General features: G+C 64.9%; 23 protein-coding genes. 7 read left to right on the top strand and 16 right to left on the bottom strand.

The window, feature by feature from the left end:
• Positions 1 to 156: 156 nt before the first annotated feature.
• Together E4J89_RS18775 and E4J89_RS18770 are read right to left on the bottom strand one after the other, a co-directional pair.
• Positions 157 to 1677 (bottom strand): acetyl-CoA hydrolase/transferase family protein, encoded by a 1521-nt coding sequence (locus tag E4J89_RS18775; protein WP_205754544.1) that lies wholly within the window; start codon positions 1675 to 1677, stop codon positions 157 to 159.
• Positions 1678 to 1798: 121 nt separating this feature from the next.
• Positions 1799 to 2698 (bottom strand): LysR family transcriptional regulator ArgP, encoded by a 900-nt coding sequence (locus E4J89_RS18770; RefSeq protein WP_136787731.1) that lies wholly within the window; start codon positions 2696 to 2698, stop codon positions 1799 to 1801.
• A gap of 70 nt (positions 2699 to 2768) precedes the next feature.
• On the opposite strand from E4J89_RS18770, the gene E4J89_RS18765 reads away from it, so the two are divergent.
• The 5 genes from E4J89_RS18765 to E4J89_RS18745 all read left to right on the top strand — a co-directional run bounded on the left by E4J89_RS18765 (position 2769) and on the right by E4J89_RS18745 (position 8374).
• Positions 2769 to 3389 (top strand): LysE family transporter, encoded by a 621-nt coding sequence (locus E4J89_RS18765; protein ID WP_240691990.1) that lies wholly within the window; start codon positions 2769 to 2771, stop codon positions 3387 to 3389.
• Between the two features lie 22 nt (positions 3390 to 3411).
• Positions 3412 to 3936 carry a metallophosphoesterase gene (locus E4J89_RS18760; protein WP_136787730.1) on the top strand — a complete coding sequence of 175 codons (525 nt, stop codon included), beginning with the start codon at positions 3412 to 3414 and terminating at the stop codon, positions 3934 to 3936.
• A gap of 850 nt (positions 3937 to 4786) precedes the next feature.
• Entirely contained in the window at positions 4787 to 5386 is a 600-nt protein-coding gene (locus E4J89_RS18755) for a transglycosylase family protein (RefSeq protein ID WP_136787740.1), read from the top strand.
• A gap of 111 nt (positions 5387 to 5497) precedes the next feature.
• Positions 5498 to 7189, top strand: coding sequence for a long-chain-fatty-acid--CoA ligase (locus tag E4J89_RS18750; RefSeq protein ID WP_136787729.1), 1692 nt, complete (start codon positions 5498 to 5500; stop codon positions 7187 to 7189).
• Between the two features lie 204 nt (positions 7190 to 7393).
• On the top strand, positions 7394 to 8374 hold the full coding sequence (locus E4J89_RS18745) for an ABC transporter substrate-binding protein (protein ID WP_136787728.1): 981 nt from the start codon (positions 7394 to 7396) through the stop codon (positions 8372 to 8374).
• A gap of 289 nt (positions 8375 to 8663) precedes the next feature.
• On the opposite strand, the gene E4J89_RS18740 is transcribed toward E4J89_RS18745, so the two are convergent.
• Complete coding sequence (locus E4J89_RS18740; protein WP_136787727.1) at positions 8664 to 9248, bottom strand: TIGR00730 family Rossman fold protein; 585 nt, start codon at positions 9246 to 9248, stop codon at positions 8664 to 8666.
• Positions 9249 to 9282: 34 nt separating this feature from the next.
• On the opposite strand from E4J89_RS18740, the gene E4J89_RS18735 reads away from it, so the two are divergent.
• Entirely contained in the window at positions 9283 to 9837 is a 555-nt protein-coding gene (locus E4J89_RS18735; protein ID WP_136787726.1) for a DinB family protein, read from the top strand.
• 85 nt (positions 9838 to 9922) lie between these two features.
• On the opposite strand, the gene E4J89_RS18730 is transcribed toward E4J89_RS18735, so the two are convergent.
• The 3 genes from E4J89_RS18730 to E4J89_RS18720 form a co-directional block, all read right to left on the bottom strand.
• Positions 9923 to 10144, bottom strand: a complete 222-nt coding sequence (locus E4J89_RS18730) for a hypothetical protein (RefSeq protein ID WP_136787725.1) — start codon at positions 10142 to 10144, stop codon at positions 9923 to 9925.
• A 71-nt stretch (positions 10145 to 10215) separates the two neighbouring features.
• Entirely contained in the window at positions 10216 to 10518 is a 303-nt protein-coding gene (locus E4J89_RS18725; protein WP_240691989.1) for a MoaD/ThiS family protein, read from the bottom strand.
• Between the two features lie 15 nt (positions 10519 to 10533).
• Positions 10534 to 11631, bottom strand: a complete 1098-nt coding sequence (locus E4J89_RS18720) for a glycoside hydrolase (RefSeq protein WP_205754543.1) — start codon at positions 11629 to 11631, stop codon at positions 10534 to 10536.
• 97 nt (positions 11632 to 11728) lie between these two features.
• Between E4J89_RS18720 and E4J89_RS18715 the strand changes: the two genes are divergently transcribed.
• Positions 11729 to 12973: an MFS transporter gene (locus E4J89_RS18715; RefSeq protein WP_240691988.1), complete on the top strand. Its 1245-nt coding sequence runs from the start codon at positions 11729 to 11731 to the stop codon at positions 12971 to 12973.
• Between the two features lie 140 nt (positions 12974 to 13113).
• On the opposite strand, the gene bcp is transcribed toward E4J89_RS18715, so the two are convergent.
• The 10 genes from bcp to E4J89_RS18665 all read right to left on the bottom strand — a co-directional run bounded on the left by bcp (position 13114) and on the right by E4J89_RS18665 (position 23933).
• Positions 13114 to 13557: a thioredoxin-dependent thiol peroxidase gene (gene bcp / locus E4J89_RS18710; protein ID WP_240691992.1), complete on the bottom strand. Its 444-nt coding sequence runs from the start codon at positions 13555 to 13557 to the stop codon at positions 13114 to 13116.
• A gap of 159 nt (positions 13558 to 13716) precedes the next feature.
• Positions 13717 to 14583 carry an SGNH/GDSL hydrolase family protein gene (locus E4J89_RS18705; RefSeq protein WP_136787721.1) on the bottom strand — a complete coding sequence of 289 codons (867 nt, stop codon included), beginning with the start codon at positions 14581 to 14583 and terminating at the stop codon, positions 13717 to 13719.
• A gap of 374 nt (positions 14584 to 14957) precedes the next feature.
• A complete protein-coding gene (locus E4J89_RS18700; protein ID WP_136787720.1) occupies positions 14958 to 16355 on the bottom strand; it encodes an MFS transporter in 1398 nt (465 codons plus the stop codon).
• A 760-nt stretch (positions 16356 to 17115) separates the two neighbouring features.
• On the bottom strand, positions 17116 to 18243 hold the full coding sequence (locus E4J89_RS19500; RefSeq protein ID WP_169304073.1) for a flavin reductase: 1128 nt from the start codon (positions 18241 to 18243) through the stop codon (positions 17116 to 17118).
• Between the two features lie 37 nt (positions 18244 to 18280).
• Complete coding sequence (locus E4J89_RS18690) at positions 18281 to 19516, bottom strand: styrene monooxygenase/indole monooxygenase family protein (protein WP_205754542.1); 1236 nt, start codon at positions 19514 to 19516, stop codon at positions 18281 to 18283.
• Positions 19513 to 20340, bottom strand: coding sequence for an SDR family oxidoreductase (locus E4J89_RS18685; protein WP_205754541.1), 828 nt, complete (start codon positions 20338 to 20340; stop codon positions 19513 to 19515). The genes E4J89_RS18690 and E4J89_RS18685 overlap by 4 nt, the downstream gene beginning before the upstream one ends.
• Before the next feature lies 1 nt (position 20341).
• Positions 20342 to 21319, bottom strand: a complete 978-nt coding sequence (locus E4J89_RS18680) for an ABC transporter substrate-binding protein (protein ID WP_169304072.1) — start codon at positions 21317 to 21319, stop codon at positions 20342 to 20344.
• A gap of 108 nt (positions 21320 to 21427) precedes the next feature.
• Entirely contained in the window at positions 21428 to 22216 is a 789-nt protein-coding gene (locus E4J89_RS18675) for an ABC transporter ATP-binding protein (protein WP_169304071.1), read from the bottom strand.
• A complete protein-coding gene (locus tag E4J89_RS18670; protein WP_169304070.1) occupies positions 22216 to 23100 on the bottom strand; it encodes an ABC transporter permease in 885 nt (294 codons plus the stop codon). Before E4J89_RS18670 ends, E4J89_RS18675 begins: the two co-directional genes overlap by 1 nt.
• A complete protein-coding gene (locus E4J89_RS18665; protein WP_169304069.1) occupies positions 23097 to 23933 on the bottom strand; it encodes an ABC transporter permease in 837 nt (278 codons plus the stop codon). The genes E4J89_RS18670 and E4J89_RS18665 overlap by 4 nt, the downstream gene beginning before the upstream one ends.
• Positions 23934 to 24122 lie beyond the last annotated feature (189 nt).

The following is a 24122-nucleotide window of genomic DNA, read 5'->3' as shown; positions in this document are numbered from 1 at the left end:
CTCGTCTGCCGGAATCGCCGGCGTACCGTCGGCGGAATCGTTGGCATCGTCTGTTGCAGCAACCCTCACTGTGGTGAGACGACGTCCGGCGAAAAGCATACCTTTAACCAGGTGGCCGGACCGGCTCTTCTGGCGCTACCGGAAGAAATATAACGGCTAGCCCAAACCCGGACGCATGCTGCCCGTCTCCACGAAGCGCTGGTGCCAGGACAAGGCCTCGCCGAGCAGGTGCGGGGTGTGCTTCGCATAGCTGTCCCGGCAGGCCCGGTCGAAATAGTCCTGCAGCAGCGGCCGGTAGTCCGGATGTGCACAGGTTTCGATAATCTTGCGGGCGCGCTGCTTGGGCGAGAGCCCGCGCAGGTCTGCCAAGCCGTGTTCGGTCACCACGATCATGGTGTCGTGCTCGGTGTGGTCCACGTGGCCGGCCATCGGCACGATGCTGGAGATCTTGCCGCCCTTCGCCGTGCTCGGGGACATGAACACGGACAGGTAGCCGTTCCGGGCGAAGTCCCCGGAGCCGCCGATGCCGTTCATCACCTTGCTGCCGGCGATGTGGGTGGAGTTGATGTTGCCGTAGATATCCGCCTCGATCATGCCGTTGAGCGCAATGCAGCCCAGCCGCCGGATCAGTTCGGGGTGGTTGGAGATCTCCTGGGTGCGCAGGATGATGCGCTCGCGGTAATAGTCAACGTTGGCGTTGAATTCCGCCACGCCGGGCTGGCTCAGCGAGAAGGACGTGGCCGACGCCATCCGCAGCACGCCGTCCTTGATCAGCTTGAGCATGCCGTCCTGGATCACCTCGGTGAAGGCGGTCAGGCCGCGGTAGCCGCCGGCAGCCAAACCTTCCAGCACCGCATTGGGGATATTGCCGACGCCGGACTGCAGCGGCAGGAGCTGTTCCGTCAGGCGGCCGCGCTGGACCTCCTGGTCCAGAAAATCCAGCAGGTGTCCGGCGATTTGCTGCGAGGTCTCGTCCGGCGGGTTGAAGGGGGAGTTCCGGTCCGGAGCGTTGGTATGCACGATCGCGACGATCTTGTCCGGATCCACCTGCAAATACGGTTCGCCGATCCGGTCGTCCGGGCTCAGCAGCTGGATCGGTTTCCGGTTCGGCGGCAGCGCAGTGCCGTAGTAGACGTCGTGCATGCCCTCCAGCTCGGCCGGCTGCGCACTGTTGACCTCCACAATGACCTTGTCAGCCTGCTCCAGCCAGGTCTTGTTGTTGCCCACCGAGGACGACGGGATCAGCCGGCCATCTTCCAGCACACCGACCACTTCGACGACGGCGAGGTCCACGTCGCCGAAGAACCCGAACCAGGTGTTCTGCGCGACGTGGCTGAGGTGCATGTCGATGTAGTCCAGTTCCCCGGCATTGATGCGCTCGCGCAGGGCCGGATCGGACTGGTAGGGCAGGCGCAACTCCATCCCGTCGGCCTTGGCCAGCACGCCGTCGAGTTCGGGGGCGGTTGATGCGCCGGTCATCACGCGGATTTTGAACTGTTCCCCCGCCGCATGGGCGGTTTCCATCCTTTCGGCCAGCGCCTGAGGCACGGCCTTCGGGTAGCCGGCCCCGGTGAAGCCGCTCATGGCCACGGTCATGCCGGGTTTGATCAGTTCGGCCGCCTGCTCGGCGGACATTACGCGCTCGAGCATGCGGGCATTGCGAATGCGGTCTTGCATCATGCCCCTTCGTCAGGATCTTCCCCTCCACCTTAAGCGTCGGCCGCTCGTGTCGGGGCCTCGGTGACGGCGGACGCGCCTCAGGGAGCCAGTGGCGCGCTCGCTGTTGAGTTCCGTGCGGCTACGGCTGGAGCAGTTGTTCCGCCGCGGTTTGCCGAACGCAGGCGGAGAGTTCATCGAGGATGGGTGAACTGATTTTCCAGCGCTGCCAGTACAACGGAACGTCCATTGGCAGGTCCGGGGCGAGTTCCTGCAACAGGCCGCTTCGAATGTCCGCGAGGCACTGTTGTTCGGGCAGCAGGGCCCAGCCGATGCCCAGCCGGACGGCGGCCGCAAACTCGCCGGACGCCGGCATGTAGTGGCGGGGGCCGGCCAGGTCAGTCCCGGTCAAGGTCCGGTAGAAGCGCTCCTGCAGGTCGTCTTTGCGGTCGAAGTCCAACACCGGGGCCGCGCCGAGCCAGGCCACGTCGCCAGGCCGCGTCCCGCCGGGCCGCCAGTGGTCCAGAAAGTCGCTGCTGGCCACTGCCCGGTAGCGCAGCGAGCCAAGCGCTTCCACCGTGCAGCCCTGGACCGGTTCCGGCGTGGCAGTCACTGCCGCGTTGACTCGTCCCGACCGCAGCAGCGAGGTGGAGTGCTGCTCGTCTTCCCGGTGCACTTCAAAGAACGCGCCCCGTTCACGCGGCATGCGGGCCAGTGCGCCCAGGAACCAGGTGGCGAGCGAATCCGCGTTGACCACCAGCGGCAGGGACAGTCCGGCCACGTTGCCGCCAAGTTCGTGCTGCGCATCCGCCTGCAGCACCCGCACCTGCCGTGCCAACCGGAGCACCACATCGCCGGCGGCGGTCGGCTGCACCGGCGTGGTGCGCTGCAGCAGGACCTGCCCCGCTGCCTGCTCCATCGCCTTGATCCGCTGCGAGACCGCGGAGGGCGTCACGTGCAGTGCCCGCGAGGCGGCATCAAAACTGCCCTCTTGGACGACGACGGCGAAGGTCGCCAAATGCTCGAATTGAAACGGCTGCATTAGCTCAGCTTACGCAACTGAAATTTCTTTAGCTGTACTGATCTGGGGCGCTCGGATAGCGTCGTCTGCTGTGACTACAGCTATTGCCCCCACCATTTTGCTCGGCCTGGGCACAGGCCTGGCGCTCATCGTCGCGATCGGGGCGCAGAACGCCTTCGTGCTGCGTCAGGGGATCCGGGGCGAGCATGTGGGCGTCGTCGTTCTCATCTGTGCAGTCTCCGATGCTGTGCTGATCGCTGCCGGGATCGCCGGCATCGGTGCGCTGATCGAGGCGGCTCCGGTGGTGGTCGACGTCATTCGGCTCGGCGGCGCCGCCTTCCTGCTCGCCTACGCCGTGTTCGCGGCCAAACGGGCCATCAAGCCGGGCGCGCTCACGGCCTCGGAGAATCCGCGCGCCGGCGGGCTGGCCTCCGCAGCGGCCACGGCGCTGGCGCTGACCTGGCTGAACCCGCACGTCTACCTGGACACCGTTCTGCTGCTCGGTTCGATCGCCAACACCCAGGGCCCGGAACTGCGCTGGTATTTCGGTGTCGGTGCGGTATTGGGCAGCATTGCCTGGTTCACTGCACTCGGGTTCGGTGCCCGGTTGCTGCGCCCGTTCTTCGCCCGGCCCGCTTCCTGGCGGATCCTGGACGGGCTGATCGCGGTGGTCATGCTGGTGCTGGGGCTGCGGATGGCCTTCGGCTTCTGAGCCGGTGTGCAAGGATGCCCGTATGGTCAGCAAGCTCCTGTTCCTGGCGGATACCCACGTGCCGAAGCGCGCGCGGCAGCTCCCGGAGCAGGTCTGGGACGCGGTGGCCGCGGCGGAAGTGGTGTTCCACGCCGGCGATTGGGTCACCGCGGACCTGCTGGACGAGCTGGAGCAGCGCAGCCGGCGGCTGATCGGCGTATATGGAAACAACGACGGCGACGACCTGCGCGCGCGGCTGCCGGAAGTCGCCGAAGCAGCGGTCGAGGGTGTCCGCTTCGCCATGATCCACGAGACAGGGGCGGCGAAGGGTCGCGAACAACGGTGTGCGGCGCGGTTTCCCGGCGTGGATGTATTGGTGTTCGGGCACAGCCACATTCCGTGGGACACCACCTCGCCCGGCGGCCTCCGGCTGCTCAATCCGGGGTCGCCGACCGACCGCCGCCGCCAACCGGTCTGTACCTACCTGACGGCGACGGCCGACGGCGGCAGGCTGCTTGACGTGAAGCTGGTGCCGGTGGTGCAGACCTCCGGCGGCACGCAGGAGTAGGCGCCGGTACCTGGCCTGCTTTACCTCTGCGGGCTGCACGAAGGCGTCGGAACTGAGCCTTCGTCACCCCGCTTCTGGAGCCGGGCGCGAGGCTCTTCTGCAGGCGGGCGCCAGGCAGGCTTAGTGCCCCGCCGGCGGCTACCCAGGCCTGACCGGCGATCACGGAATAATCGGCACTTTCGACCACGTTCGCTCTCAGCGTAAAGCGCGGTCATTGCGGCGTGGGGCTGTCGTTGCTACTTCTCCCTCGGCGGGGGCCTGGATGGCCCGCCTATTGTGCGCACTCAAAGAGCCATCATTCTCCGAATGTCGACCGCTGCGCACGCATCCCAAAACCCGCTGAAACCGTATGAACACGCGCCTCAGGGCTCAACTGCTGTGCACATCGGAGGGTGGATCCGACCAGAACTTGCGGCATGCAGATACGGAAGGGCGACAGGTCCGCATCGACCGCCGCCCGGATCGGAAGATTGCTTAGTCTTGTGTCCGCCCGAATGGCCGGATCGACACGCCGTTTGAAGATCTCGTTTTTGCAACGTTGATTACTTTCCGGTAGCGTCCTCGGAGTGCGTAGGTCAGTTGGCCGCGCCAGGGGGTGCCGAAATACTCGGCCCGATAGACCCAAATGAATATGCCCGGACGCTGCCCACGCCTTTCGCCGTCAGAATGGCAGACGTCCACATGACCTCGATCTTTACGAGTGGCTGACGGCGGCGCAGGGAAGTCCGGGGACGGACTGAGCGCAAGGCGGCCTCAGCGGAGCATTGTGAACTCACAGAAAAACAAGAACTTCAGCCGTGCCCTGCGTGGCGGTTTGGCAGCCCTGGCCCTGACCGGTGCCAGCGTGGCCATGATTGGACCGGCAGCAAACGCCGCCGATGGCGCCACCTGGGATGCCCTGGCCGAGTGCGAGTCGGGCGGCAGCTGGAGCACCAACACCGGTAACGGATTCTCGGGTGGCCTGCAGTTCACCCCGAGCACGTGGGCAGCCCACGGCGGCACCGGTTCGGCAGAGAACGCCAGCCGCGCCGAGCAAATTGCGGTGGCAGAGAACGTCCTGGACAGCCAGGGCTGGGGCGCATGGCCCGCTTGCTCGTCCCAGCTGGGACTGTCCGGCGGCGGCGGGGGATCGCAGGTGAGCAGCCAGTCTGCCGAGATCGAGCAGGCCCCGGTCCAGCAGGCTCCCGTCGCCGAGGCGCCGGTCCAGCAGGCCCCGGCCGCGCCGGCTCCGGTTGCCGAGGCACCGGCCCCCGCTGCCGCCCCCGCAGTAGAGGCCCCGGCCGTGAGCGGCGAAACCTACGCCGTCCAGTCCGGCGACACCCTGGCCACGATCGCGGAGTCGCTGGGCCTCCAGGGTGGCTGGGAGGACCTGTTCGCAGCCAACGCGGACACCGTGTCGGATCCGAACCTGATTTTCGTGGACCAGGTTCTGCAGGTTCCCGCGAAGTAATTTGCCCGCTGAAGCGCCCCGTTCTCCATCCGGAGGGCGGGGCGTTTTCGGTGCGCAGCGAAGCGGCAGCCATAGACTGGCATCAACCGAGGGAGAGGGCCGGCCACTGCTATGCCCACTGTTGAGAACCGACCATGGCTGCAGAATTACCAGCCCGGGGTGCCGGCCGAGATCGAGATTCCCACCGCGTCCCTTTCGCACATGCTGGAGGATTCGGCCCGCAAGTTCCGGAAGCAGACGGCCTTGGACTTCTTCGGCGCGTCCACCAGTTTCCAGGAACTGGGCCGTCAGGTGGAGCGGGCAGCCGAAGGCCTGCGCCGGCTGGGCGTAGGCCCGGGCAGCCGAGTGGCGCTGATCCTGCCGAATTGCCCGCAGCATGTGGTGGCCTTCTACGCGGTGCTGCGGCTGGGCGCCGTCGTCGTCGAACACAATCCGCTCTACACCGAGCGCGAGCTCCGGCACCAGTTCGAAGACCATGGCGCCACCGTCGCCGTGGTCTGGAACAACGTAGTGGCCAAGGTCCAGGCCTTCCCCGCCGACCTGGCCGTTAAGACGATCGTGTCGGTGGATCTGACCCGCGCCATGCCGCGCGCCAAGCGGCTGGCCCTCAGGTTGCCGATCCCGGCCGCCAGGAAATCCCGCAAGGCCTTGACCGCCCCGGTGAAGAACACCGTTTCCTGGGAAACGCTGCTGAAGTCCAAGCCGCTGAAGAAGAGCTTTCCCCGCCCCGCGGTCACCGACCTGGCGGCCATCCAGTACACGTCCGGCACCACCGGATCGCCCAAGGGGGTCATGCTCACCCACCTGAACCTGCGGGCCAATGCGGAACAGGGGCGCGCCTGGATGCACGGCGCGGCGGAGGGCACGGAAGTCATGTATGCCGTGCTGCCGATGTTCCACGCTTTCGGCATGACCCTGTACCTGACCTTCGGCGTCCTCACCGGCTCGCGGGTTGTCCTCTTTCCCAAATTCGACGTGGACCTGGTGCTCTCCGCCGCCAAGAAAACGCCGCCCACCATTTTCTGCGCGGTGCCGCCCATCTACGAGCGGACCGCGAATGAGGCCCGGAAGCGCGGGGTGGACCTGGGCTCGGTGCGGTTCGCCATTTCCGGGGCGATGAACCTGCCGCAGGCCACCGTGGACCTGTGGGAGGACACCGCCGGCGGCCTGCTGGTGGAGGGCTACGGCATGACCGAAACCTCCCCGGTGGCGATGGGCAACCCGTTCGCGCCCACCCGCCGGAACGGGACCATCGGCGTTCCCTTCCCCAGCACCGAGATGCGGGTAGTGGACCCGGACAACCCGGACCAGGACGTGGAGCCCGGACAGCCCGGCGAACTGCTGATCCGCGGACCGCAGGTGTTTCAGGGCTACTGGGGCAAGCCGGATGAGACCGCCGCAGTGCTGCTCGACGGCGGCTGGGTCCGCACCGGCGACATCGTCACCGTGGACGCCGAGCACAACGCCCGGATCGTGGACCGGGTCAAGGAACTCATCATCACCGGCGGCTTCAACGTCTCGCCGTCGGAAGTCGAGGAGGCGCTGCGCTCGCACCCTGACGTGATGGAAGCGGCAGTGGTCGGCCTGCCGCGGGCCGAGGGAGGCGAAGAGGTGACCGCCGCCGTCGTGCTCCGCCCGGAAGACGACCTCACGCTGCGCGAGCAGGAGATGCGCGACTTTTGCCGCAGCCGCCTGGCGGCGTACAAGGTGCCGCGGCGGATTGTTGCCGTGCCGGAACTGCCCAAGTCCATGCTCGGCAAGGTGCTGCGCAAGCAGGTCAAGGAGCAGCTCGCCACGAGGTAGTGCCGCTGCTTCTGTTGGCAATGGAGCCCCGCCGCAGACATGCCGTCCGCTGACGATACTGCGTGACGCGTCACATTTGCACACGGCCGCAGGGATGGGCTGTGAGCCGTGACATAGTTGTGCCGGTGGCCGCGTGCTGAACCGCGCTTCCGTTGGGGGAGACTGTGGGCGCTGCCACTTGGTTTTTCGATTTGAGGAAGTGACATGAAGCGAACATTCCTGACGCTGCTGGCCGGTGTCTCCGCGCTGGGCCTGGCGGCCTGTGGGTCCGGATCTCCCAGCGGCGGCGAGGGCGGCGGCAACGAACCGGCAGCCTCGGGCGGACTCACCCCGGTCACCGTCGGCGTGATCCCGATCGTTGACACCGCACCGCTCTGGCTCGGCGATTCCAAGGGTTTCTTCGAAGAAGAGGGCCTGGACCTGGACATCCAGAACGTCGCCGGTGGCGCAGCCGCCATCCCGGCCGTGGTCAGCGGTGGCTTCGACTTCGCCTTCGGCAACCTGGTGTCGGTCATGGTCGCCAATGACAAGGGCCTGGACATCCAGCTGGTGGCCAACGGCAACTCCACCTCCGGCGATACCTCGCACGACTTCGGCGGCGTGGTGGTCAACGGTGATTCGGACATCAAGTCGCCCAAGGACCTGTCCGGCAAGACCGTCTCCGTCAACACTCTCTCCAACATCGGCGACACCACCATCCGCAGCGTGATCGAAGCCGACGGCGGCGACCCGGACAGCGTGAAGTTCGTGGAAGTGGGCTTCCCGGACGCGCCGGCAGCCCTGGCCAACGGCCAGGTTGACGCGGCCTGGATCCTGGATCCGTTCCTGTCCCAGTCCGTGGACGACGGCGGCCGCGTGGTCTCCTACAACTTCGCCGACTTCGACAAGAACCTAGATATCTCCGGCTACTTCGCCACCGGCGACACCGTGGCCAACGATCCGGAACTGGTCAAGAAGTTCCAGGCCGCGATGAACCGCTCGCTGGAATACGCGCAGGAGAACCCGGACGAGGTCCGCGACATCGTGGGCACCTACACCAAGATCGACGAAGCCGCCCGCGCGGAGATGGCCCTGCCGGCCTTCCGCAAGGACTTCAACATGGAGGCAGCGCAGAAGCTCGCCGACGCGGCCTTGAAGTACGGCACGCTGACCAAGCCGGCGGAGCTGGACAAGTTCTTCCCGTAAGCTCCACGCCCTGAGCGGCCTGCCTTAAAGCAGTACAACTTAATGCAGTACGACGGCGGGGTCCGCCTGCCGTCCGATGCGCCGGACAGCGTCTCTTCCGCAGGGGAGGGGCGCTGTCTACGTTTGCCGTCCGGTCACAGCTGGGCGGTTGGATCTGGGCGGGTTGGGCCGGGCGTCAGGGCTGAGCGGTCACGGTCGAGCGATGGGTCTGAGCGGCAGGGGATGGGGCCGGGCGGCCAGGTCTTGGCTCAGGGCTGAGCGGTCAGGCCAGGTGCTCAGACCTGCGAGATCAGATCCGGCTGCGCTCGCCGGGGTCCTGCCACTTGCGGGCCGGCGGCGTCCAGCGGTTGATGGCGTCCAGCAGCTCCGCGGCGGAGCCGGCCACAATCACGGCGTCGCGGTAGTCCTGCTTCAGGAAGCCGGCGCTGACCAGCGAGTCGATCGCCGCCAGCAGCGGGTCCCAGAAGCCGTTGATGTTCAGAAACGCCACCGGCTTTTCGTGGATGCCCAGCTGCAGCCAGGTCCAGGCCTCGAAGATCTCCTCGAGCGTGCCCACCCCGCCCGGCAGCGCCACGAAACCGTCCGCCAGGTCGGCCATCATCTGCTTGCGTTCGTGCATGGAGTCCACCACGTGCAGGGTGTTAAGTCCGGTGTGCCCCACCTCGGTCCGGTCCAGCGAGGAGGGAATCACGCCCACCACCTCGCCGCCGGCGGCCACCGCGCTGTCCGCCACGGTGCCCATTAACCCCACCTGGCCGCCGCCGTACACAATGCCGATGCCGCGGGATGCCAGTTCGGCGGCGAAGGACGCCGCCTCCCGGGCGTAGAGGCGGTCTGTTCCGCTGGCTGAACCGGTGAAGACTGCAAGTCGCATGCTGCCATTATCCCAGCCGCTAGACTCTCGGATCATGACCGACGTCGACGAGCAAGGCCGCCCGGAACCGCCGCTGGCCGCCAATGAGCTGGACATGCTCCTGGGCTTCTTGGAGTTCCACCGCGCCACCTTGGAGTGGAAATGTGCCGGGCTGGGAGCCGCTGGACTGGCCGCCAAGCTGCCGCCGTCGCGGATGACCCTGGGCGGCATGCTCAAGCATCTGGCGTTTGTGGAGGACTACTGGTTCTCCCACACGCTGCACGGCCGCGAACCGCAGCCGCCGTGGGACAGCGTGGACTGGTCCGCGGAGCCGGACTGGGACTGGGAGTCGGCTGCCGGCGATTCCCCGGAACTGCTCCGGGAACTGTGGAGCGAGAGTGTGGCACGTTCCCGCGTGCTCACCACTGAAGCCTTGGCCGTCGGCGGTTTGGCCGCCGGCGGCTTGGACCGGATGGCCAGCAGGTCAGGCCGGGATGGCAGCGTTGTGAACCTGCGCTGGATCCTGGTCCACATGATCGAGGAATATTCCCGGCACAACGGCCACGCCGACCTGCTGCGCGAGGCAGTGGACGGGCTGGTGGGGGAGTAGGCGCCAGCAACCGGCGGGCAACAAACCTCCGCCAACACTGGCAGGCAACAGCCGGCGGACATTAAGGGCCGCCGGCCGAGGCTTGTTATTCAGGCTCTTCGACTTCGCGGGGGTACTCTTCGTCCTCGTCCTCGCTGATCGACTCGAGCTGCTCCTGCAGGTCGGCCTCGTTCGCTTCCCAGCCGACCGGCGGCACCGTCGAAGCTGGTTGCTCCGAAGCGTCCTCATCTACCGGGCGGTCCTGCCAGGCACGGTCGGCCTCGTCCGCTTCCGGGATTTCTGCATCGTGGTTGCCGGTGCTGGTCATCGCTGCCCTCCTGATGTTTGCTGCCGTCGAATGTGGTGGATGGGGTGCCCGCAGGTGGAGATGCGCACGGCCTAGCCTCCGGCGACTGACTGGATGATGAGCAATTCCTGCCCCGGGGCCACCAGCGTGTCCGGCCCCTGCAGCGTACGGATGTCTTCGCCGTCCAGGTAGAGGTTGACGTAGCGGCGGATCGCGCCGGTTTCATTGCGCACGCGCCGGTTGAACACCGGGTAGTCGCCAGCCAGATCGTCCAGAATTTCCGCCACTGAGCGTGGGCCGGACGCGGGCACGCTGAGCTCCCGCTGCTCGCCGGTGACCTTGGCCAGCAGGCTGGGCACGACGACGGTGACCGACTTCTGCGCTACACCCACCACGACGAGTCCCTCCTCCTACAGACTTGCGGCCCGGACACACAGGACGTCCGGCAGGCCCGAGGCAACCTGCACGAAGGCTTCGCCTTCGTTGGCGCTGGCATACACCGAACCACCGCGGGTGCCGAAGTAGACTCCGGCCGGATCGCCGGTGTCCACGGCGGCAGCATCCCGCAGCACCACGTTGTAGTCGAGGTCGGGCAGGCCGGTGCCGAACCGCGCCCAGGTGGCACCGCCGTCGTCGGTCCGATGCACCGCCAAATGCCCGTCCGGCGGAATACGCTCGCCGTCGGCCTTGATCGGGACCACCCACGCGGTCCGCGTTCTCCGCGGATGCGTGAGCATGACGAAGCCGAAGTCGCTGGGCAGGCCGTCGGCGATGGATTGCCAGTTGTCGCCGGAATCATCCGACCGGTAGACGCCGTGGTGGTTCTGCGCAAAGAGCGTGGACGGTTCCACCGCATCCCGGGCGATCTTGTGGACGCACTGGCCCACCTCGGGATTCGGGTCGGGCATGAAGTAAGCGCTGATGCCGTGGTTGCGGGCCTGCCAGCTGTCTCCACCGTCGGTGCTGCGGTAGACCCCGCCGGTGCTCATGGCCACGTGCACGGTGTCCGGATCATGCGGGCTCGGCAGGATTGAATGGGCGGCCGCCCCGCCGAAGCCGGCGCCCCACTGGTCCTTGTCCGGATGGTTCCAGAGGGCGCGGTTGAGTTCGAAGTGTTCGCCGCCGTCGGTGGATTTCCAGACCGATATCGGTTCGCAGCCAGCCCAGACCACGCCCGGCCGATCCGCTGCGTCCGGCTGGATTTGCCAGACCCGCTCCAGCGCGGCGCCGTCGCCGTCATTGAAGCGGATGGCGCCGTTCTCCGGCTCGGTCCAGGTCTCGCCGAGGTCATCCGAGTGGAAGACGGTGGGTCCCCAGTGTTCTGAGCGCGCCCCCACCAGCAAGCGGGTGGACCCGTTGCGTTGGTCGATCCCGATGCTGGGAATCTCGTTCATCAAAAAGTGCGGGCCGGACAGGGACCAATTGGTCCGGTCCTGGCTAGTGGCCAGCCACAGCCCTTTCTTCGTCCCGATCGCCAGGACGGTCTCCCCGATAGCCATGCCACCCATTCGACCACCGCACTACGGCCGGCGCAACGGTTTTTACGATGAATGGGGACAGGAGGGGCAGAATGGGGAGGCCGACGCACGCCGCAGAAAGAGGACATTGAGCACGCAGCCACCAAACCAGCCGGGGTCCCGCTTATGGCTCTGGGTCCTCATGGCAGCCGCCGTGTTGACCCAGACGTCGCTGAACTTGTCCCGGCCGGTGGTGTCCTACAAGCTGCTGGCCCTGGGTGGCGACGCGGCGGTGATCGGTGTGGTGACCGCCATTTATGCGGTGCTGCCGGTGGTTGCGGCGCTGTGGCTGGGCCGGGTGAGCGACCGGGTGGCCTCGCTCAAGGGCATGGTGGTGCTCGGCGCGGTGATGCTGGCGGTGGCGGCCGTGGGGCTGGCGCTGGCGGAGGAGTTCCTGCTGATCGGCGTCTCCATGGCCCTGCTCGGCATGGGGCATCTGGTCTTCACCATCGCCGGCCAGTCCGCGATCGGACGTTATGCCCCGCTGAACCAGATGGACAGCGGCTTTGGCTGGTTCACCGCCGCCTTCTCGCTGGGCCAACTGCTCGGCCCGCTGCTGGCCGGTTTGCTGCTGGGCACCGGCACGGAGGGCGTAGGCCCGGACTGGCTGGGCGCCATCAACCTGGCCCTGCTGCTGGCTGCGGGTATTGCCCTGGCCGGAGCGCCGCTGATGCTGATCGGTGCGCATCCCGGGGCACCCCGGCGGCGGTTCCGCCGCAAGAACGACGGCGCTGCGGCCGCCGGTGCCGTCCGGCCGGCGGTGGTGAAGGAGCCCGTGCTGCAGATTCTGCGGCGGCCCGGGGTGGCGTGGAACATGCTGGCCTCGCTGGCGCTGCTGTCCGTGATCGACATTCTGGTAGCCTTCCTGCCGCTGGTCGGCGAGGAACTGGGCGTTGCGCCGTTTTGGGTGGGCGTGCTGCTGGCCGTCCGCGCCAGCGCATCGATCATCTCGCGGATCCTGCTGCCCTGGCTGGTGCAGCGCTGGAGTCGGATCCAGCTGCTCGTGGCCAGCCTGCTGGGCTCCGGCCTCACGATCGCCGTGACGCCGTTGGTGCTGGAACCGTTCTGGCCGGCGGCGGTGGCGCTGTTTGTCGGCGGTTTCCTGCTGGGCCTTGGCCAACCGCTGACCATGACGCTGATCAGCCAGGCAGTCCGGCCGGAATCCCGCGGAGCCGCGCTGGCGCTGAGGCTGCTGGGCAACCGCGCGGGGCAGGTGGTCCTGCCGCTTGCCGCCGGTCTGGTCGCCGCCCCGCTGGGCCCCGGCGGCGCCATCTGGTTCTCCTGCGCCGTCCTAGGCGCAGCCGCCACAGCCCGCCTCACCGTCCGCAAGTAATGCCCGGTAGGTCGACCAAGTGAGCGCCAGCCCCCGGTGGTCGACCAAGTGAGCGCCAGCGAACGCGTGGAGACCCCTCACCCGGTGGTCGACCAAGTGAGCGCCAGCGAACGCGTGGAGACCCTTGGAACGCCCCAGACTCAGACCCCCAGAGTTTCCCGCAGCCGCGCCACGTGGCCCTTGGCGTCCACGTCGTACTCGGCGTGCTTGATGGTTCCGTCCGGGCCGATCACGAAGGTGCTGCGGAGCGTGCCGGTGAAGACCTTGTCGCCGAACGTCTTGTCGCCGTAGGAGCCGTACGCCTTGGCGACTGCAAAATCAGGATCGGACAGCAGCGGGAAGTTCAGGCCCTCTGCGTCGCTGAAGGCCTGAATGGCCTCCGCGCCGTCCGGCGAGATGCCGATGACGTCGTAGTTGGCGGCCTGCAGCGAGTTGAGGCTGTCGCGGAAGTCGCAGGCCTCGATGGTGCAGCCGGCGGTGGCAGCCTTGGGGTAGAAGTAGAGCACAACATTCCAGCCTGCATAGTCGGACAGCGAGACCTTCTTGCCATCGGCATCGGAGAGCGTGAACTCGGGGGCGGGCATGCCGGGCTGAAGCTGGGACACGAATATCCTCTTTCGTCGGAAGAACCAGTGGGAACTGCTTTCGTCACCGAGTCTAGTGGCGCGGCCGGCGCCGGAGCGCGCCGCCGCGTCAACCATTGCGTGCGGCTTCAGGGGGGACAGCCCGTGATTTTCGGCGTACTACGGGGACTCCATGGTGGACCCCGGCGGCATCCCGGCTCCGAAGACCGGTCCGGCGTCGGGCCGTTTTGCCGCCCGTCGTTCCTCTTCCGAAAAACGATGTTTCAGGTGCCGAAGGACCCAAGGGGCCAGATGCTGACGAGCCCAAACAAGGTCGTCTGTCCTAGCCTCGCGCCAGCTGCGCTCGGGCAGCTCCTTGAGCGTCATCGGCTGCAGCGTGTGGGGGACGTTGAGCGTATCCAGCACCATCATGGCAATCGTGTGGTGGCCCAGCGGCGAGAAGTGCAGCCGATCAGAATCCCACGTCAGCGGGTGTGTGAGCTCTCTCAGCGCCCAAAGATCAGCGATCAGAGCATCATGGCGGGCCGCGATAGTACGCATGTTTTCATTGAAGATAGCCACCTTCCCGCGGGTCCGCCCCAGCACCGGGTTCGCACCCCAGTCCGGCCCGGTGAAGATCACCACCGTCGCGCCCGTCGATGCCAGCAGTTCAACTCCCGCATCCATCCTGACGGCGAGTTTATCCGGATCGCTGTTGCGAAAGATCAAGTCATTTCCCCCGGCGTTGAGGGTGATGAGATCGGGTTTCAGGGCCAGCGCAGGGCCAATCTGCTGATCCAGGATCTGCCGAAGCAGCAGCCCCCGCACCGCCAGATTCCCGTAGGCGAAGTCCTCGTGGCGGACGCTCAACTCCTCCGCTACCCGGTCCGCCCAGCCCCGTAGTCCCCCGGGACTCTGCGGTTCCGGATCCCCTAGCCCCTCGGTGAAAGAATCGCCCAGCGCTATATAGCGGCTCCACGGGTGCAGAGTGCCCCCGTCCCCAACAATGAGATTCTGCCGCGGACCGCCGACGCTGGAAGCGTTCATTACCCCATACTGCCCCCGCGTAACTGCGGGCGCCATCATCTACCGCCTGCGTTTGCAGCCAAGCTATGCACCACAGGCTTACGATCCGGCAGCAGTTGCCCGGCTTCAGCCTCGCTCCTGCCAATCCGGCAGTATCCCTGTGCGGGTGGACCGGCGTTGCGGGCACCCGGGCGGTTCATATGAGTCCTCTACTAGGAAGCTACATATGCGCTGTTATCGGCGTGATGGCATATGGCTGTTTTTATCGCCGGGCCTGGGAGCGGTCGGGTTCCCCATACAGCGGGTTGCTTGCCCGCAGCAAAAGCCAAGGCCCATCATAGTTCCGCTGCAGGCGGGGCCCGAGCGTGACGTCGCGGGCCCCGCCTGTTCTTGGGTCAGGCTGCAGGCACCGGCAGGGGATCGAGGCCGAGACGTCGGCGGTCCCGCTGCTGGTTGACGAAGAGCAGGGACAAGATCCCGAAGGCAAACAGGAGTCCGCCGGCGAGAGTGAAGGATGCGGCGTAACCGTCCGCTGGTGTCGTGGCCCCGCCGATGAGGAGTCCGGAGATGGCGGGGGCGAAGACACCGCCGGCTGTGAGGACGGCGTTGGAGATTGAAAGGTTGGCGCCGCGCTGAACGACGGGAGACAGCTCCGCGACCACCAGAAAGGTGAGTGCGAAGAGGGCCGGGGCGGTTCCGAATCCGAATACCATGAGCCCTACGGTGAGCATCGGGTCGGGGACAATAGTTGCGGCAGTCAGGGCGGCTCCGCTGAAGACGGCGCCGCCGCCCAGGACCCAGGCGCGCGATTTGCGGGTGGGAACGCCGCGGAGATGGAGCCGCTGGCTAAGAGCGCTCAGGCTCACGGTAGCGATGGCGCCCCAGGCTGCGGGGAGAGCGATGAGGCTGCCGGCCTGCTGGCCCGTGAGTCCGAGGACGTTCTGGAAGTATGCCGGGCCCCATGACATGGCCAGGGTAAAGGTCCAGTAGCCGAAAAACGAGGTCAGGACAGCGAATATCCAGCTCGGCGAAAGGATTGTTCGCAGGTAGGGGACGCGGCTTTCGACCACAGTGGCGACCTTTGACGGCTCAGTGGCAGCCGCGATTGCGGCCTCGCCGCCATCGAGCTTGAGTTCTGCGGCGCGGCTCGTGTACGGGCCCTCCTTTCCGACGATTAACCAGTAGATTGCGAAGACGAGCCCGATCACAGCGAGTAGGACGAACGCCGTGCGCCAGCTGTAAGTGCCGATAACCCAGGCAAGAACGGGGGCGAACGCGACGATGCCGAGCGTAACGCCAGTGGAGGCTAGCGCCGCCGGTGTGGCGCCCTTCTTCTCAGGGAACCACTTGTAGATTCCGTGCACCATGACCGGTGCGAGCGGGCCCTCCCCGGCACCGAGGAGCAGGCGGCTGGCCAAGAGCGCCGGCAGCGAGGCGAAGACGATGACCGGCACCTGCGCGATAGACCACAGGAGGCAAAGGACGAGCAGGATCCAGCGGCTCTGAACCTTGTTGGCCAAAGGAGCGGCGAAGAGCTGCGCCAGACCGAAGGTCAAGAACATGGCACTGCTGACGAGCCCGAACGCCTCAGGCGTGATGTTGAGGTCTCTCATGATCGGCACGGCGGCCAGGCCCAGGACGGCCTTGTCGGCCCAGCTGAGCATCATGAGGACCAGGAGTGACAAGGTAATTGACCAGCCGTAGCGGCGGCGCTTCTCGTAGGACCACGTCGAGGGGTCTTTGGAGGAGTACCGCTGTGTCTGGAGGGGCTTGGGGTCGGCGAGCTGGGTCATGGATCTACTCCATAGTAGAAACGTCTCACGCCGGAGCGGAGGCCTGAGGTGGAAGAAAGCAGGACATAAAAAGTGTTGTGTAGCTTGAGCTCAAATCACGGTTGAGCTTTAGGGCGCGAGTGCCTTTAGTCATGGACGAGTTCGGTCTCCAGAAAACAGGTGGACTAGCCGATGATCTGAAGTAAATCACCGATGGCGAGACTTACGAATCCATGGCTAGTGGCAGTAAAGTCACGCCGCCGTCGCGACCTTCGGGGATCAGGGGCGGCTTGCGATTGCATAGGGGCCATATTTCGCTGAACGATAACCGATGCCCATATCGCCTATTCAGTCCATGGACGAGCATCCTCCCTCCACCAGCCTTCCCAAGGGAAGGAGATGAGCTGCTCACTGTGGAATTGCGGATCAGCGTCGGGCCCGCTATTGAAGCTGGCTGAGTCCGTAGGCAGGCCGAGCGCTACGGTGACGATCTTGCGGATAAGGGTTACCATCGCAGTTTCCTTTCAAGGGATGCAAAGATGGATTCGCGTCGCTGGCGCACGAGGGTGGGCCCCGTAGGTCTCCTGCCCTGTACGGTCTTCCATACGGCCTGCCGTATGGAAGGTTTGCGGTCCCCAGCGAAGTTCCACTAGGGCGGCAGCCTTTCGGGCTGGGCACAGCCGAAGGCCTTGACCCAACGTTTTCGGGCCTCTGCTGTCGCCTGCTGTGAATATCGAACCCGTGCCATAAGTGCGGCAACGATAGCGATGGTTGTCGAGGGCTATAGCTTGCCGCCCAACGCCTCAATGACGAGGGCCCACTCTGACGTCACCAGATCGGACTGGCGGTTCAGAATGACCTTGACACGTTCAAGGTCGGCCGCCCGGTAAGCCTCCACCAGTTCTTGACGGTTGCGCCCCATATGAGCTGGCGTCGTGTCGCGGAGACCCGGGACATGGGTGAGGATGCTGGGGATGCTGAGCCGCCGAACGGTGTCGATGAGCATGTCGTTGCCTGTAAGTCCGACGAGGTACTCTTGGAACGCCGCGCTGGCGTCTTGGTACTGGTCGATATCGAGGATCTCGTCGCCATTTATCTGGAGGGCGATTTCATCACACAACCGTTGGAGCTCGTCGATTTGCTCCGGCGTAACCCGGCCCACCGTCAGGTCAGCAGCTGCCAAGTCGATGATCCGCTTGACCTCGAAAGAGTTCTGGGTGCGTTCGATGTCGTATGGCTGCTGGACATAGCCGAACGACTGTCGCTGAACGAGGCCGTCGGCGACAAGCCTGGTCAGCGCATCGTGCACCGCTTCGATCGGCAGACCTAGATCGTCGACCAGCCGCAGCGGGTCGAGAGGGGTGTCGACGTCGTAGGATCGATCGAGCACGGCACGGCGCAGTACGGCGTAGGCTTCGGCGTTCTGTTGCAGTTCGAACCGGCCGAAGGCGCCGCGGTAGTATGCCAGCGGGCGACCGTCGTCGCTGAATGCCTCGGTCACCTCAGCCATGAAGACGGTGTGCGTCCCTGCCTCCACCTTCTCAACTACCCGGCAACGCAGGTGGGCGAGGCTCCCGGCGAGTACCGGGACGTTTGAGTTTCCCCTGACGACCTCAACCGCGTCGAACTTGTCGTCGCGACGGCTGCCGAATCGTTCCGCGAGCCAACCTTGCTTCTCGCTGAGGATGTTGACCGCGAAGACGCCCGCGTTCGAGACGGCCGTCTGCGTAGGTATCTGCCTGTTGAGGCAGACCACGACCATGGGCGGCTCCAAGGAGAGTGAGCACACGGAGCTGGCGGTCATCCCGTAGTCGACACCGTCAAAGTGCGTTGAAATGATTGTCACGCCGCTCATGAAGTGGCCGATGACGTTCCGAAATTCCTTGGAGTCCACTGCTGTGGTAGTCATTTTCTTGTCCTTATCTTTTTTGCTGAACCAAGCCTGGTTACTTGCCGGAACCGACGGCTTCCGTGAGCACGGCGTCGGCCGTTTGAGGGTCGTCCCACCAAGGAAAAAGCGACGGTGGGTTGCTGAATCCGTTTGCGATCTGGAGGGCAAGCTCCGGGTCGTGGGCGGCGGCCTTAAGCAGGCGTCCTAGATGTTCGGGATAGGGCCGAAGCATGGAGTTCGTCCATGTAGTGCCCCAGCGCGCGAAGTCCCAGTAGCGGTTGAACGTCGCTTGCATCCAGTCGCTCGTGAAGCTTGTTTCTCCATGCTGCAGAATCGACTCGAGGTAAGATTCCGCGCAGCGGGCGGCGTTGTTCGAGCCCTGCCCCGTGATGGGGTCGTTCACGACGACGACGTCGGCCATTCCTAGCGCGTGTCGGCCGTTCGCCAGGTGCGCCACGGGCTTCCTGACACGCGGGGTGACCTTGCCGGCGAGGGTGCCTAGCGAGTCGGTCAGTTCCGCATTCCTGATCCGGTCATAGATCCACGGGAAGTACCGACGCGCAAGATCCTTCGTCAGGGCGAGGTGTTCAGCCGGGTCACGCACACCATCCCAGCAGTCCATCGGTCCGCCGATGATACCTTCGATCGTTAGGATCTCACACGGCCCTGTCGTAGTCAGGGCGGGCAAGAGGAACATTTCTCCCACGCCGTCCACGACGTTGTAGTCATTGGCGCCAAACGCGGGGCGCGGCTCGACGCCGCTGAGGTAGGCCAGCGAGAGCGCCCGTTGGGGCCGGGTGTATTCGGAGTGCTCCTCGTCTGTCGGGAACAATCCAGCGATGTCCCCCTTGCCCGCCGCCACGACAACGAGTTCGTACTCTTCGCTGATGTCCTCCAACATGGCGGGGGAGACATCCTCGATTCGCAGGTCGCCGCCGCGCTCTACGAATACGTCCATCCACGCGGGGACCTTGACCCGCTGGTCGATCGACAGCGCAGGGCGTGCCCGTGACACTTCGAACTCGGTGTGGATCTGGGCCTCCGCTGTTGCCCAGCGGTAAGCGAGGCCGTTGATCGGAGGAGCTTTCTCCTCCCAGAGCTCAAGCCCGTGCCGTCGCTCCAACTCGAGGGTCGGGTGGAACATGCACTGACTCGACATCACCCGACCATTGGCAATCTGCGCCCCCTCACGGTTGGAGAAAAGGGTGACCGAAAATCCCGCATCGAGCAGTCCGACGCCAAGAAACAACCCTGACTGTCCCGCACCTACAATGGCTACCCGTCGCATCATTGATCTCCTTTATCATCAGTTTCTAGTTCGGTCAGGCTCCACGGTTCGTCGGCTCGCTCGGGCCCCATGGCCAAGTAACCGCCGTCGATAGCGAGGTCAGTCCCGTTGATGTAAGCCGCATCGTCGGAGCAGAGGAACGCCACCGCCGCGGCAACCTCCTCGGGTGAACCGATGCGACGCGACAACGTCAGGGGGGCGGCGACAGTGTTCGCGACTCCGCGATCCTGCGCTGCCCGTGCCGCAATCGGGCGCGACCAGATCCACCCTGGTGATACAGAGTTCACGCGGATTCCGTCAGGAGCCAGGTCCATGGCGGCACTGCGCGTCACCTGCCGGACCGCAGCCTTCGTGGCCGAATAGAGCCAGCGGCCGCGCTGCGCCCGTTCCGCACTGACGCTGGAGAAGTTGACGACGGCGCCGCCCCCGCGCTCCCGCATGTGAGGGACAACTGCCGCGAGCATTAGTACGCCCCCGACGACATTGACGGAATAGCTCGTGAGCCAGTCCTCCTTCTTTGCCGCGAGTCCTCCGTCGATATACGTAGACGCGATGTTCACCAGCACATTCACCCCGCCGCCGTGGCGTACCGCGCGATCGACGCACTCCTGCACGGCCCGCTCGTCCGTGACGTCTGTGGAAACGAAGAGGGCGGCCGCTCCAAGGCGGTCGGCGGCGTCGGCGCCGGACTCGTCAACATCGGCCAGGGTCACAGCAGCCCCCTCGGCTACCAAGCGCTCACAGACGGCGGTACCGATGAGCGTCGACGCTCCGGTGACGATCGCGGACTTCCCTTGCAATCGCGGCCCGAGCAGACCAGTTTCCACGTCAGCTGCCTCCTTGGCTGGCATCCTCATAGATGAGGTTCGAGAGGTTGGGGTCCGCGCTCAAAATGCCGTATCGGACCATGAGTTCCCCTAAGGCCTCGTAGGACTCGGTGGTCACGGTCGTTCCGAACACCGTCGGGACCATCTTTTCCGCGGTGTCCGAGGAGATGGATGTGTATGCTGACACGGTCTTAGCGACCTCCTGCGGGTTCTTCGTCGCGTACTCGTTGGACCGCTCGAGGGCGCGGATGAAAGAGTCGACGACGTTCTTCTTTTTCGCGATGTGCGAGTCGCTCGTGAAGAAGGATGAGTTTGTCGCCCCGTCGCCAAGGAAGACCCCCATGGGCTCCTGGATGATCTCTCGATGGCCCTTGCTGAGCGCGGCTGTATAGAACGGCTCGGGGAGCTCAACCGCGTCAACCCGTCCGGCTTCGAGGGCCGGGAGCATCTCCGGGAACGGCACCGACACGAACTGGAATGTCGACGAGTCCACCCCCAGATGATCGGCCGCACCTCGTATAGTCACCTCATCGATCGATTTAAGGGCAACGACACCGATCCTTGCGCCCTTGAGATCGGCGGGCGACTTGATCGGGCTGTCAGGGGCCACAAACAAACCCGCGTTGTTCGACACGCTCGATGCCGTGCCGATCACCTTGATTGGCAAGCCCTGCTCCACTGCTTGGATCTGAGGGACGACTGCGGCGAAACCAACGTCGTACTCGCCGCTGACGACCGAGGCCATTACGGCAGCACCCGACTGTGCTTCCGCAATTTTGATGTCGAGGCCTTCGTCCTTGAAGAAACCCTTCTCGACGCCGAGACGGAACCCGGCGGTGGGGACGATTGGCAGCAGGCCTACGGTGACGGTGGTGGTGCCGTCCGCACCGTCAGCGGTGCCGGTTGCTTCGGTGGCGCATCCGGCGACGAGGGAAGTGATGGCAAGGGCGGCAGCCGCTACGAAAATGCGTCGTTGCATTGTTCCTGATTCCAATCCGGTAGGTGTGGTGGCAAAGGTGACAACAACCTGTGGGGACATGTGTCCCAAGGAAGTCGGTGGTGAAAATCATGGGTCATTTGCGTCCTGCTAGCTCAGCGTGGCGGCACCGTTTCGGCTGTCGACCCGCTGTTTGATCAGTCTCATGACATGGCCGCGCAGGTTCGCGAACTCGTGGAGCTCTTTTGTAGTGATCTGGTCCCGCGGCTGAGGCAGGTTAATGTCCACAATCTCAACGACCCGCGTGGGCGAGGGCCCGAGCACTACCACGCGGTCGGCGAGGTATACGGATTCATCGATGTCGTGTGTCACGAGTACCACAGTGATGCCGAACTGTGCGCGGAGCCCCAGCATCAGATCCTCAAGGTCGGAGCGGGTTTGAGCGTCAACCGACGCAAACGGCTCATCCATGAGGAGCACTTTCGGATGGTAAGCCAAGGCGCGGGCGATCGCCACGCGCTGCTGCATCCCCCCAGAGAGCTGCCACGGGTAGTGGTCGCTGAAGCTGTCGAGACCGACGGCGTGTAGCGCTTCGCGAGTTAGGCGCTCACAGTCTTCCCTCTTGTGCTTTTTCTTGATGGGGAGGGCGATGTTCTCGGAGACGGTCAGCCAGGGCAGAAGGGACCTCGTGTATTCCTGGAAGACGAGAGCTAGGGTTTCGGGCACGCCGGCGATGAGCTCCCCGTCGAACGAAGCCTCTCCCGATGTCGCGGGCATGAGCCCAGAGATCATCTTGAGCAACGTAGTCTTGCCGCAGCCGGACGGACCGACGATGCACACGAACTCACCCTCTTTGACGGTGAACGTGAGGTCGTCGACGACACGGACGGCTGCCTCGCCGCTGCCGTAGGTCTTGGACAGGTGCTGTACTTCAAGCATTAGTTTGCCCCATTCGTTGGCGTGGACGGCTGGACGAAGCTCGGTGGCTCCGTAGACGTGCGGCGGCGCACCGGTATTGCTACTCGCCGGCGAGGCGCCGGCATCGGCGCGGGCGCTCCGAGAGACGCTGCTCGCCACCCGCGGTGCCAGGCCAGAAATCGGTTCTCCATCGCCACGAAAAGGACGTTGACTAGATAACCGATGATCCCCAGCATCGCGATTCCTGACCACATCTCTGGGATCGCAAAGGTTTGCTGAGAGATCAAGATGAAATATCCAAGGCCATCGCTGGATGCAACCATCTCCGACACCACCATCATGATCAGAGCGATGGCGAGCGCCAGCCTCGCACCGACAAATATCTGCGGGCTCGCAGCGGGAAGAACTACCTTCGTCAGCCACTGTCCGCTGCTCAGGCCATAGATCTTGGCGAACGCCGCCTTCTCCGGCTCGACGGCACGAATACCGTCGATAGTGTTGAGCAGTATCGGCCAGAGCGAACTCAGAGCGATAATAAAAATCTTCATCGTTGTGTCGATTCCCAGCAGGATAATGAGGATGGGGATGAGCGCGGGCTGCGGCAGGGAACGCATGAAGTCAATGAATGGATCGACGGTACGTCGAACGGTGGGCATAAGGCCGCAGGCCAGGCCCATCCCGACGCCGGCCAGGACGGCGATCGCGAAACCTGCGGCAAAGCGGCCCAGACTCGGAAGGAGATCGGTCTCGAACCGTTCGGAGAACCATGTCTCGCCGAAAGTTTGAGCTATTACACTCAGAGGCGGCCAGTATGGCGAGGAACTGTTCGATGACAGCACCCACCACAAACCCAGCAGGATGACGGGGATCGGCAGCCCAATCGCGAGGGAACGCAGACGGTTCATGAGTTTTCTCCTTTCCTATGTGCAGAGTGCCAGTGCAAGACGCGGCGCTCTAGGACTCGCAGGCCGGCGCCGACCGCCACTCCAATGAGACCGGCGATGACGACGAGTGCGTACATGGCAGCGGCGTTGCCCGCGAAGCGTTCCTGGTTGATGGCATACCCAATCCCGGACGAACCGACGATGAGCTCAGTGGCGATGGTGACAATCAGCCCGACCGCTGCGGCCAAACGTAGGCCGGTGGCTATATAAAACGCTGCCGAGGGCAGCACGACACGTCGAAACTGATCACTTCGTTTCAAGCCGTAGGCCCGTACCGTGTCCCGCGCAACTGGGTCGACGTCGCGGACACCATAGAGCGTCTGGAAGAGAACAATCCAGAAGGCTGAGAACGCGACGAGATAGATCTTCATCTGTATTCCGCTGCCGTAGAGCAGGACCGCGAGTGGAAGTACCGCGATTGGAGGGATAGGGCGTAGGAACTCGATGACTAGGCGCAGGCTGCCGTAAACTCTTTGGCTGGATCCGATGAGCATCCCGGTGGGAACTCCGACGGTTATTGCGATCAGAAGGCCCCCTGCCCAGCTCATCATTGTGTCGGCAATCCGGGACCAAACCGCGAGGTTGGAGACTGCGTCGGCCAACGCGCCGATGACGGCGGTTGGGGGCGGGATGTGCTCCGTGAGGACGCCGCTTCGACTCAAGACCTCGACGATGGCTAAGGTCCCCGCTGCTGCGCTCCATTGGAGAGCCCACGTCGGCACCCGCCGGATTGCGTTCACGGGAGCCACGGAAGTGGCAGGTTCACGCACCTGTAGAGAAGCTCCGTTGATCATACGGAGGAGCATTGCACGTACTGTGAGACCACCCACACCGGACTGTCCTGTAGCACGGGACACCTCCTCCGGTGCCTGGCCGTTAGGCAACTTGCTGAACCAGTTCAGCCGCAGCCCACCCGTGCAGAAGGGCGCGACATCGCCGGGGAAGACTTGGGGGGCTTAGAAGCAGCAGCCAGCCGACCGAAA

Origin of the sequence: Arthrobacter sp. CAU 1506 (genome assembly GCF_005047635.1) — a bacterium.
Classification (GTDB): domain Bacteria; phylum Actinomycetota; class Actinomycetes; order Actinomycetales; family Micrococcaceae; genus Crystallibacter.
The sequence above is the reverse complement of the archived record's forward strand: the minus strand, read 5'-3'. Positions and strand labels throughout refer to the sequence as shown.

Bases quoted from the DNA above. Each gene is read 5' to 3' on its own strand.
- E4J89_RS18775 (WP_205754544.1), bottom strand. From the start codon at position 1,677: ATGCAAGACCGCATTCGCAATGCCCGCATGCTCGAGCGCGTAATGTCC.
- E4J89_RS18770 (WP_136787731.1), bottom strand. From the start codon at position 2,698: ATGCAGCCGTTTCAATTCGAGCATTTGGCGACCTTCGCCGTCGTCGTC.
- E4J89_RS18760 (WP_136787730.1), top strand. From the start codon at position 3,412: ATGGTCAGCAAGCTCCTGTTCCTGGCGGATACCCACGTGCCGAAGCGC.
- E4J89_RS18755 (WP_136787740.1), top strand. From the start codon at position 4,787: ATGATTGGACCGGCAGCAAACGCCGCCGATGGCGCCACCTGGGATGCC.
- E4J89_RS18750 (WP_136787729.1), top strand. From the start codon at position 5,498: ATGCCCACTGTTGAGAACCGACCATGGCTGCAGAATTACCAGCCCGGG.
- E4J89_RS18745 (WP_136787728.1), top strand. From the start codon at position 7,394: ATGAAGCGAACATTCCTGACGCTGCTGGCCGGTGTCTCCGCGCTGGGC.
- E4J89_RS18740 (WP_136787727.1), bottom strand. From the start codon at position 9,248: ATGCGACTTGCAGTCTTCACCGGTTCAGCCAGCGGAACAGACCGCCTC.
- E4J89_RS18735 (WP_136787726.1), top strand. From the start codon at position 9,283: ATGACCGACGTCGACGAGCAAGGCCGCCCGGAACCGCCGCTGGCCGCC.
- E4J89_RS18730 (WP_136787725.1), bottom strand. From the start codon at position 10,144: ATGACCAGCACCGGCAACCACGATGCAGAAATCCCGGAAGCGGACGAG.
- E4J89_RS18720 (WP_205754543.1), bottom strand. From the start codon at position 11,631: ATGGGTGGCATGGCTATCGGGGAGACCGTCCTGGCGATCGGGACGAAG.
- bcp (WP_240691992.1), bottom strand. From the start codon at position 13,557: ATGCCCGCCCCCGAGTTCACGCTCTCCGATGCCGATGGCAAGAAGGTC.
- E4J89_RS18705 (WP_136787721.1), bottom strand. From the start codon at position 14,583: ATGAACGCTTCCAGCGTCGGCGGTCCGCGGCAGAATCTCATTGTTGGG.
- E4J89_RS18700 (WP_136787720.1), bottom strand. From the start codon at position 16,355: ATGACCCAGCTCGCCGACCCCAAGCCCCTCCAGACACAGCGGTACTCC.
- E4J89_RS19500 (WP_169304073.1), bottom strand. From the start codon at position 18,243: ATGACTACCACAGCAGTGGACTCCAAGGAATTTCGGAACGTCATCGGC.
- E4J89_RS18690 (WP_205754542.1), bottom strand. From the start codon at position 19,516: ATGATGCGACGGGTAGCCATTGTAGGTGCGGGACAGTCAGGGTTGTTT.
- E4J89_RS18680 (WP_169304072.1), bottom strand. From the start codon at position 21,319: ATGCAACGACGCATTTTCGTAGCGGCTGCCGCCCTTGCCATCACTTCC.
- E4J89_RS18675 (WP_169304071.1), bottom strand. From the start codon at position 22,216: ATGCTTGAAGTACAGCACCTGTCCAAGACCTACGGCAGCGGCGAGGCA.
- E4J89_RS18670 (WP_169304070.1), bottom strand. From the start codon at position 23,100: ATGAACCGTCTGCGTTCCCTCGCGATTGGGCTGCCGATCCCCGTCATC.
- E4J89_RS18665 (WP_169304069.1), bottom strand. From the start codon at position 23,933: ATGATCAACGGAGCTTCTCTACAGGTGCGTGAACCTGCCACTTCCGTG.